Source organism: Lacticaseibacillus saniviri JCM 17471 = DSM 24301 (assembly GCF_001311785.1).
Classification (GTDB): domain Bacteria; phylum Bacillota; class Bacilli; order Lactobacillales; family Lactobacillaceae; genus Lacticaseibacillus; species Lacticaseibacillus saniviri.
Genome location: NZ_BBBX01000003.1, coordinates 106,561 through 116,005, shown reverse-complemented (window position 1 = coordinate 116,005; position 9,445 = coordinate 106,561). Strand labels below are relative to the sequence as shown.

Annotated in this window: 3 protein-coding genes, 8 tRNA genes and 1 pseudogene; all 12 read left to right on the top strand. The window is 48.2% G+C overall.

Annotated elements, in window-relative coordinates; genetic code table 11:
* Positions 1–24 precede the first annotated feature (24 nt).
* The 12 genes and pseudogenes from JCM17471_RS03215 to rpoB all read left to right on the top strand — a co-directional run bounded on the left by JCM17471_RS03215 (position 25) and on the right by rpoB (position 9,430).
* A tRNA-Leu gene (locus tag JCM17471_RS03215) sits at positions 25–106 on the top strand.
* A gap of 7 nt (positions 107–113) precedes the next feature.
* Positions 114–186: transfer RNA gene (locus tag JCM17471_RS03210), tRNA-Thr, on the top strand.
* Positions 187–217: 31 nt separating this feature from the next.
* Positions 218–289: transfer RNA gene (locus tag JCM17471_RS03205), tRNA-Gly, on the top strand.
* A gap of 11 nt (positions 290–300) precedes the next feature.
* A tRNA-Leu gene (locus tag JCM17471_RS03200) sits at positions 301–386 on the top strand.
* Between the two features lie 14 nt (positions 387–400).
* Positions 401–474: transfer RNA gene (locus JCM17471_RS03195), tRNA-Arg, on the top strand.
* 4 nt (positions 475–478) lie between these two features.
* A tRNA-Pro gene (locus JCM17471_RS03190) sits at positions 479–552 on the top strand.
* 19 nt (positions 553–571) lie between these two features.
* Positions 572–643 (top strand) — tRNA-Gly (locus JCM17471_RS03185).
* A gap of 12 nt (positions 644–655) precedes the next feature.
* Positions 656–729, top strand: a tRNA-Pro gene (locus tag JCM17471_RS03180).
* Positions 730–891: 162 nt separating this feature from the next.
* Entirely contained in the window at positions 892–1,359 is a 468-nt protein-coding gene (locus JCM17471_RS03175) for a CtsR family transcriptional regulator (protein ID WP_054776797.1), read from the top strand.
* Between the two features lie 15 nt (positions 1,360–1,374).
* Positions 1,375–3,852 (top strand): ATP-dependent Clp protease ATP-binding subunit, encoded by a 2,478-nt coding sequence (locus JCM17471_RS03170; RefSeq protein WP_054776796.1) that lies wholly within the window; start codon positions 1,375–1,377, stop codon positions 3,850–3,852.
* Positions 3,853–3,925: 73 nt separating this feature from the next.
* Positions 3,926–5,270 (top strand): annotated as a pseudogene (gor, locus tag JCM17471_RS03165) (glutathione-disulfide reductase).
* Positions 5,271–5,845: 575 nt separating this feature from the next.
* Positions 5,846–9,430 carry a DNA-directed RNA polymerase subunit beta gene (rpoB, locus tag JCM17471_RS03160; RefSeq protein WP_054776795.1) on the top strand — a complete coding sequence of 1,195 codons (3,585 nt, stop codon included), beginning with the start codon at positions 5,846–5,848 and terminating at the stop codon, positions 9,428–9,430.
* The last annotated feature ends 15 nt before the right edge of the window (positions 9,431–9,445 follow it).

The window sequence follows — 9,445 nt, the reverse complement described above, 5'->3', positions numbered from 1 at the left end:
TTTTGTCACTGGAACTGAATATTTGCGGGTGTGGCGGAACTGGCAGACGCGCTAGATTTAGGTTCTAGTGGTATTCACCGTGGGGGTTCGAGTCCCTTCACCCGCATTTTTATGCCGACTTAGCTCAGTTGGTAGAGCATCTGATTTGTAATCAGAGGGTCGGGCGTTCGAATCGTCTAGTCGGCATTGCACCATTAATTAAATAGATCTTTATAATGCGGAAGTAGTTCAGTGGTAGAACATCACCTTGCCATGGTGGGGGTCGCGGGTTCGAATCCCGTCTTCCGCTTTTCATTATTTGCCGGGGTGGCGAAATTGGTAGACGCACAGGACTTAAAATCCTGCGGTAAGTGATTACCGTGCCGGTTCGAACCCGGCCCTCGGCATTATAATGAAATATGCACCCATAGCGCAACTGGATAGAGTGTCTGACTACGAATCAGAAGGTTGTAGGTTCGACTCCTACTGGGTGCATCATCGGGAAATAGCTCAGCTTGGTAGAGCACCTGGTTTGGGACCAGGGGGTCGCAGGTTCGAATCCTGTTTTCCCGATCAATTGAAAATATATTATGCGGAAGTAGTTCAGTGGTAGAACATCACCTTGCCATGGTGGGGGTCGCGGGTTCGAATCCCGTCTTCCGCTTTTTTGTACCTTCGGGAAGTAGCTCAGCTTGGTAGAGCACTACGTTCGGGACGTAGGGGTCGCAAGTTCAAATCTTGTTTTCCCGATAGACGTGGCCGTTCCGTCCGACCCCTATGAATCAGTTCGAAATCCTTGTGATTTTGGAGCTGATTTTTTATTCCCCAAAAAGTTTGGCATAAAATTTGGCATACTGAATAAAAGTTAGTATAATGATAGTCAATATAAGTCAAAGTTAGGGGATGAGGCCGATGCAGAACCAAAACACGTCAGACATTATTGAGCTCTATCTCAAGCAACTGCTTGCTGATCAACCTAACATTGAAATTCGGCGGGCCGAAGTGGCACAACAATTCAACTGTGTCCCTTCGCAGATTAATTATGTCATTAACACACGGTTTACACCTGAGCGTGGCTATATCATTAAGAGCAAACGCGGGGGTGGTGGCTATATCCGGATCGAAAAGGTGCGGCTGCGGGAGGACCAGAGTCTGGTGGAATTGATGCAGGCACACCTGCCACCACGCATTCGCCAGACTGATGCCCAAGCGTTGGTGCAGCAGCTGTTTGATGCGGGTGTTGTCAGTCAGCAGACGGGAAACCTGATGTTGACGGCAATGGACCATCAGACCCTGCGCCTCACAAACCGAGACGCCGAGGATCAATTACGAGCGCAACTTATGAATGCTTTTCTGGACACGTTACGGTATGACCGTTAAAAAGGAGCGTGCTACATGGATAACTTATTTACACCAAGTGCAAAGAACGTACTGCTCATCGCGCAAGAACAAGCCAAGGCTTTTCGGCACCACGCTGTTGGGACTGAACACTTATTAATGGCACTCATCATCGAACAAGATGGGATTGCCGGCAAGACTTTACGTCAATTAAACGTCACTGAAGAAGATGTACACGATGAAATCGAACGCTTCACAGGTTACGGCACACAAGATGGCCGCAGTCGTGCAGCGGACACCTATTTGCCATACTCACCAAAGGGCAAGGAAATCCTCGCCTATGCTGGAGACGAAGCCAAGCGTTTGGGTGCCTTAAAGATTGGTACCGAACACATTTTGTTAGGCTTACTACGCGAAGACGATATTCTGGCAGCACGGATTCTCCAAAATCTGGGCTTGTCACTCTCTAAGACGCGCCAAGTGGTCTTGAAGAAGATGGGTATCTCCGAATCAACCGCTAAGCGTCGCACCGCAAGTCGTAATCAACGCCAAGACAACCAGGGCACACCAACCCTCGATGGTTTAGCACGTGACTTGACCCAATTAGCACGCGATCAAAAGATGGATCCTGTTATCGGTCGTGATAAGGAAGTTCGCCGCCTGATCCAAATCCTGGCTCGGCGTACCAAGAATAACCCTGTCTTAATCGGGGAACCCGGTGTGGGTAAAACTGCCATCGCCGAAGGTTTCGCCGAGAAGATTGTGAACGGCGAAGTACCTGAAGATATGCAAAACAAGCGCCTGATGATGCTCGATATGGGCTCATTAGTTGCGGGGACCAAGTATCGTGGTGAATTCGAAGATCGCTTGAAGAAAGTGATCGATGAAATCTACAAGGATGGTAATGTCATCTTATTCATTGATGAATTGCATACCTTGATCGGTGCTGGTGGTGCTGAAGGTGCGATTGACGCCAGCAATATTTTGAAGCCAGCATTGGCTCGTGGTGAACTGCAATTGATCGGGGCTACCACGCTTGATGAATACCAAAAGTATATTGAAAAAGATGCTGCCCTTGAACGCCGGTTTGCGACGATTCAAGTCGACGAACCCACTCAAGATGAAGCGGAACAGATTCTTCACGGCTTACGTGCGCGTTATGAAGCCCATCACGGTGTAACCATCTCTGATGAGGCCCTGAATGCGGCCGTAACACTGTCCAGTCGCTACATCACCAACCGTTTCTTGCCTGATAAGGCCATCGATTTGATCGATGAAAGTGCGGCTAAGGTGCGCTTGGACGAAGCACAAGTGAAGACCAAGGCGGATAAGGCTGAAGATCAACTGACGGCTTTGATCAGCGACAAGGAAGAAGCTATCAGCAATCAAGACTTTGAAACGGCTGCTAATATTCGCATTAAGGAACAAAAACTCAAGGACAAGCTGGCTAAGATGCCCGCCAATGTCGATGAGAGCGGGATTCGGACTGATGTCGTCGTGACGGCTGAAGATGTCGCTTCCGTTGTGGCTCAGTGGACAGGGATTCCTGTGACCCAACTGGCCAAGAAGGAAAGTGACCGTCTCATCAACCTGGAACAAGTCTTGCATGATCGGGTGATTGGTCAAGACGAAGCTGTTTCTGCAGTTGCCCGGGCTATTCGTCGGGCGCGCAGTGGGTTGAAGGACCCAACACGGCCAATCGGTTCATTCATGTTCCTCGGCCCTACCGGTGTCGGTAAGACTGAGCTGGCCAAGGCATTAGCTGAAGCGATGTTTGGTTCCGAAGATGCCCTGATCCGGGTCGACATGTCTGAATACATGGAAAAGTACAGTACCAGTCGTTTGATTGGTGCTGCACCAGGTTACGTGGGTTATGACGAAGGTGGCCAATTGACGGAAAAGGTCCGCAACAAGCCTTACTCTGTTGTGCTGCTGGATGAAGTTGAAAAGGCGCACCCTGATGTCTTCAATTTGTTGTTACAAGTCTTAGATGATGGTTACTTGACCGATTCTAAGGGTCGGCGGGTTGATTTCCGCAACACCATTTTGATCATGACATCTAACTTGGGGGCAACGGCCTTGCGTGACGATAAGAGCGTGGGCTTTGCGGCCAAGGATGCCACACAAGACTTCAAGGCAATGCAGAGCCGGATTCTGGAAGAACTCAAGAAGTCCTTCCGTCCAGAATTCTTGAACCGGATTGACGAAGTTGTGGTCTTCCACAGCCTGGACAAGCCACAATTACACGAAATCGTGAAGATTATGGCCAAGACTGTGGTTCAACGGTTAACGGATCAAGATATTCACGTGAAGCTGACACCGAGTGCGGTTGATGTCGTGGCGCAAGCTGGATTTGATCCCGAATACGGGGCACGGCCAATTCGCCGGGCACTGCAACGCGAGGTTGAAGACAAACTGAGCGAATTACTCTTGTCTGGTCAGGTCAAGCAAGGGGACCACATCACCATTGGCGCTAAGAAGGGCAAGTTGACCTTCAACGTCAAGGCGGTTGATGGCGAACCTGTGCACGCTTAATATTGGGATGACAGAACGGGATCGTAACCAAATAATTTTGGCGGCGGTCCTGTTTTTATATAGGAGAGAAAAGATGGAAACTTATGACTACATTGTAATCGGTGGTGGCTCGGGCGGAATCGGTTCCGCCAATCGTGCTGGGTTGCACGGCGCCAAGGTGTTAGTAATTGAGGCGGATGCCATCGGTGGCACTTGTGTGAATCGCGGTTGTGTGCCAAAGAAAATCATGTGGCAAGCCGCACAGATCAGTCACGAATTTGATTTTGCCGGTGATTACGGGCTGAACTTCAAGGATGAAGGTCTGGACTGGCAAAAGCTGACCAAGAACCGCGAAGCTTACATCAAATTGATGCACACCTATTATGATCGCGGGTTGGCATCAAACGATGTCACGCAAATTCACGGCTATGCGACTATCATGGGACCTGAACAGGTCAAAGTCGGTGATACGATTTACACCGCCCCGCATATTTTGATTGCGACGGGTGCTAAGCCTGCCGTACCCGCAATTCCTGGGATTGAATACGCACAGGATTCCACTGGTTTCTTTGAATTAGCGAGTCAGCCCAAGCGGGTTGCCATCATCGGTAGTGGTTATATCGCCACCGAGATGGCCGGTATGTTGCAACAGCTGGGCAGCCAGGTCGATCTTTTCTTAAAATATGAACAACTATTACCCAAGTTTGATGCGATGCTGAGCCAGGCAGTGACCACCCATTATCAGGAACAGGGGATTCGCATTCATCAAAGTGCGCATGAAGAACGTATCGTCAAAGAAGCGGATGGTACCGTGACGCTGTGGACCGCTGAAGGCGGCCGCCACAATGTGGATGCGGTTGTCTACGCAGTCGGGCGGGTACCCAATGTGACGGGCTTTGGTCTCGAGAACGTGGATGTGCAACTCGACGAACACGGCTTCATCAAGGTCGATCAATTCCAAAATACGACGGCACCCGGTATCTATGCTGTTGGCGATGTCACAGGCAATCACTTGCTGACACCCGTTGCGATTGCGGCTGGCCGTCGGTTGTCCAATCGCTTGTTTGCGGGCGAAAGCAACAGCTATCTGGACTACACAAATATTCCAACCATTGTCTTTGCACTGCCAACCATTGGCACAGTCGGTCTGACCGAACAGGAAGCAATGGCCCAGTACGGGGATGATGCCGTGACAATCTATTACAACAAGTTCACGCCAATGTTCTATGGGTTGAGTGCAAATCCCGTGAAGTCACAGATCAAGTTGGTCTGCGTCGGACCCGAACAAAATTGTCGGTTTACACGGCTTCGGCATCGACATGGCTGAAATGCTGCAAGGCTTCGCTGTCGCCATTAAGATGGGTGCCACCAAAGCAGACTTTGATTCAACTGTGGCCTTGCACCCAACCAGCGCGGAAGAATTCGTGACGATGAAGTGAGCAAAGTGTGAGAACTTGCGGTTGGCCGCAAGGTTGTTGCGAGTTCGAGCACGTTATCACAGCCACTTATATGGTCATGGTTGAAACGCGTTCTCAAAGACTGCGAATTCCGGTTAACTCATACCGCCGCAAAATCCTAAGTGCAGAATTTAACGTCGATATCCGTTAATCCTCATTCTCAAACTGTCTTTGGTCACGCTCTAAACGCGTTCCCAGTCCCCACAATCTCCGCTTAACTCACTTTTCGCACATGACAGAGTACGCCATGTTGCTCAAAGTCCGTTAATGCTCGATTGTTACCCAGGCCTGGTCACGCTCTTTTAAAATATCCTTGACAAACACATTTAAAACCGTTATAGTTAATTCAATTGCATTTCGGTTTGGACAGCACACCCAGCGATCTATTGTCCGGTGGGTGTTATAAAAAACAAAAGTAGCGACTCTCATTGCGTCATCTACTTTTGGTTTTTTGCTCAAATGTCCCGTTATGTCGCTTTGTAACAAGAATTTAATGTTTTTACATTAAATTTACAAAGTGAGTAACGACCGAAAAATCTAATGAGGGGTGAACAAACTTGCCAGGACATTTAGTGAATTACGGTAAGCATCGTACACGTCGGTCATACGCCCGAATCAAGGAAGTATTGGATCTGCCTAACTTAATTGAGATCCAATCCAATTCTTACCAATGGTTCTTGGACGAAGGCTTGCGGGAAATGTTTGACGACATTATGCCAATCGATGACTTCCAAGGTAACCTGTCGCTTGAATTTGTTGATTATCAATTACTCGAACCAAAGTACACTGTTGAAGAAGCGCGGCAACATGACGCTAACTATTCAGCGCCTTTACACGTTACCTTACGTCTGACCAACCACGAGACTGGCGAAATCAAGTCTCAAGACGTCTTCTTTGGTGACTTCCCGCTGATGACACAACAAGGGACCTTTATTATTAATGGTGCCGAACGTGTTATCGTTTCCCAATTAGTTCGTTCCCCAGGTGTTTATTACAACAGCAGCACAGACAAGAACTCACGTGTGACTTATGGCACAACTGTCATTCCTAACCGTGGGGCTTGGTTGGAATATGAAACAGATGCTAAGGATATCGCTTATGTTCGTATCGACCGGACCCGTAAGTTACCAGTGACCGAACTTGTTCGTTCACTCGGTTTTGGTTCCGATCAAGACATCATCAATATGTTCGGGGACAATGATTCCTTGATGCTCACCTTGGAAAAGGACGTGCACAAGAACACGGATGATTCACGTACCGACGAAGCCTTAAAGGATATTTACGAACGTCTACGCCCAGGCGAACCTAAGACAGCTGACTCTTCACGATCCCTGTTGTACGCACGTTTCTTTGATCCAAAGCGTTACGACTTGGCTAACGTTGGTCGTTACAAGATCAATAAGAAGTTAAGCTTGAAGACACGTTTGCTGAACCAAACATTAGCTGAAACATTGGCTGATCCTGATACCGGTGAAGTGATCGCGCAAAAGGGTGACAAGGTTGATCGTCACGTGATGGATACATTAGGTGAATACTTGGATCGCGAAGATTTCAAGACAGTGACCTATCAACCATCTGATCAAGGTGTCATCACTGACCCTATGACCATCCAAATGATCAAGGTTTACTCACAAGTTAACCCTGAAAAGGAAATTAATTTGATCGGTAACGGTCACATTGATAAGAAGGTTAAGCACTTAACCCCAGCTGATATCGTGGCTTCCCTGAACTACTTCTTGAACTTACAAGAAGGTCTCGGGAACACCGATGATATCGATCACTTGGGTAACCGTCGGATTCGTTCTGTCGGTGAATTGCTGCAAAACCAATTCCGGATCGGTTTATCACGGATGGAACGTGTTGTGCGTGAACGGATGTCAATCCAAGACAGCGCAACTGTTACCCCACAACAATTGATCAACATTCGTCCTGTTGTGGCTTCCATCAAGGAATTCTTCGGTTCATCTCAATTGTCACAGTTCATGGATCAGACCAACCCACTTGGGGAATTAACCCACAAGCGTCGTCTGTCTGCTTTAGGACCTGGTGGGTTGACACGTGACCGTGCCGGATATGAAGTCCGGGACGTGCACTATACTCACTATGGCCGGATGTGTCCAATTGAAACCCCAGAAGGTCCTAATATCGGACTGATTAACTCACTGGCGTCTTACGCTGTGGTTAACCCTTATGGCTTCATCGAAACACCATATCGTCGTGTTGACTGGAGTACACATAAGGTTACCGATAAGATCGATTACTTGACCGCTGACGAAGAAGATAACTATGTCGTAGCTCAAGCGAACTCACCATTGAATGATGATGGTTCCTTCGTTGAAGACAGCATCTTGGCTCGTCGTGTCGATGATAATATCGAAACAACACCTGAACACGTTGACTACATGGACGTTTCGCCTAAGCAAGTTGTTGCTGTTGCGACTGCCTGCATTCCTTTCTTGGAAAACGATGACTCCAACCGTGCCTTAATGGGTGCGAACATGCAACGTCAGGCTGTGCCTTTGATCGACCCACACGCACCACTTGTTGGTACTGGGATGGAATACAAGGCTGCTCATGACTCCGGGACTGCGATCTTAGCAGCACATGCCGGTACTGTTGAGTATGTTGATGCCAAAGAAATTCGGATCCGTCGCGATGACAGTGCCTTAGATAAGTATGCTTTGATGAAGCACCGTCGTTCTAATGCCGGTAAGGATTACAACCAACGTCCAATCGTTCGCCTCGGCGATCATGTTGACGCTGATGAAATCATTGCTGACGGCCCAGCGATGGAAAATGGGGAATTGGCTTTAGGTCAAAACCCAGTGATCGCCTTCATGACATGGAACATGTATAACTATGAAGATGCGATTGTCTTGTCCGAACGTTTGGTTAAGGAAGATGTTTATACTTCAATCCATATTGAAGAATATGAATCAGAATCCCGTGATACCAAGCTCGGACCTGAAGAAGTGACACGCGAAATTCCTAACGTTGGTGAAGATGCCTTGAAGGATCTCGATGAATTCGGGATTATCCGCATCGGTGCTGAAGTTCAGGACGGTGACATTTTAGTTGGTAAGGTAACGCCTAAGGGTGTGACTGAATTATCTGCTGAAGAACGTCTGTTGCACGCAATCTTCGGTGAAAAGGCCCGCGAAGTTCGCGATACCTCACTGAAGGTGCCTCATGGTGGCGGCGGTATCATCCAAGATGTCCGTATCTTCACACGTGAAGCTGGCGATGAACTTGCACCTGGTGTGAACATGATGGTTCGTGTTTACATCGCTCAAAAGCGTAAGTTACAAGTCGGCGATAAGATGGCTGGTCGTCATGGTAACAAGGGGACGGTTTCCGTCGTTGTGCCTGAAGAAGATATGCCATTCTTACCTGATGGGACACCAGTTGATATCTGCTTATCACCAATGGGTGTGCCAAGTCGTATGAATATCGGGCAAGTGCTTGAACTTCACTTAGGGATGGCTGCTCGTAACTTAGGTATTCACGTCGCAACACCAGTCTTTGATGGTGCTAACGAAAAGGATCTCTGGGCAACTGTTAAGGAAGCCGGCATGCCATCTGATGGTAAGTCTGTGCTTTATGACGGCCGTACCGGTGAACCATTCGAAAACCGTGTCTCTGTTGGGGTCATGTACTACATGAAGCTCGCTCACATGGTTGACGATAAGTTGCACGCACGTTCAATCGGACCATACTCACTTGTTACGCAACAACCATTGGGTGGTAAAGCTCAATTTGGTGGTCAGCGTTTCGGTGAAATGGAAGTTTGGGCACTTGAAGCGTATGGTGCTGCTTATACCTTACAAGAAATCTTGACCTACAAGTCTGATGACGTTGTCGGCCGTGTTAAGACCTATGAAGCTATCGTTAAGGGTGAACCAATTCCAAAGCCTGGTGTACCAGAATCATTCCGTGTGCTGGTTAAGGAATTACAATCCTTAGGACTCGATATGAAGGTCTTAGATCAAGACAAGCAAGAGATTGAATTGCGCGATATGGATGACGAAGATGACGACATCGTTTCTGTTGATGCCTTAGCGAAGTTTGCCAAGGAACAAGAAGAAAAGAAAGCGCAAGAAGCGGCCGCACAAGCCGAAAATCAGTCAAGCAATGAAAACTAATAGGAGGTCAGCCCT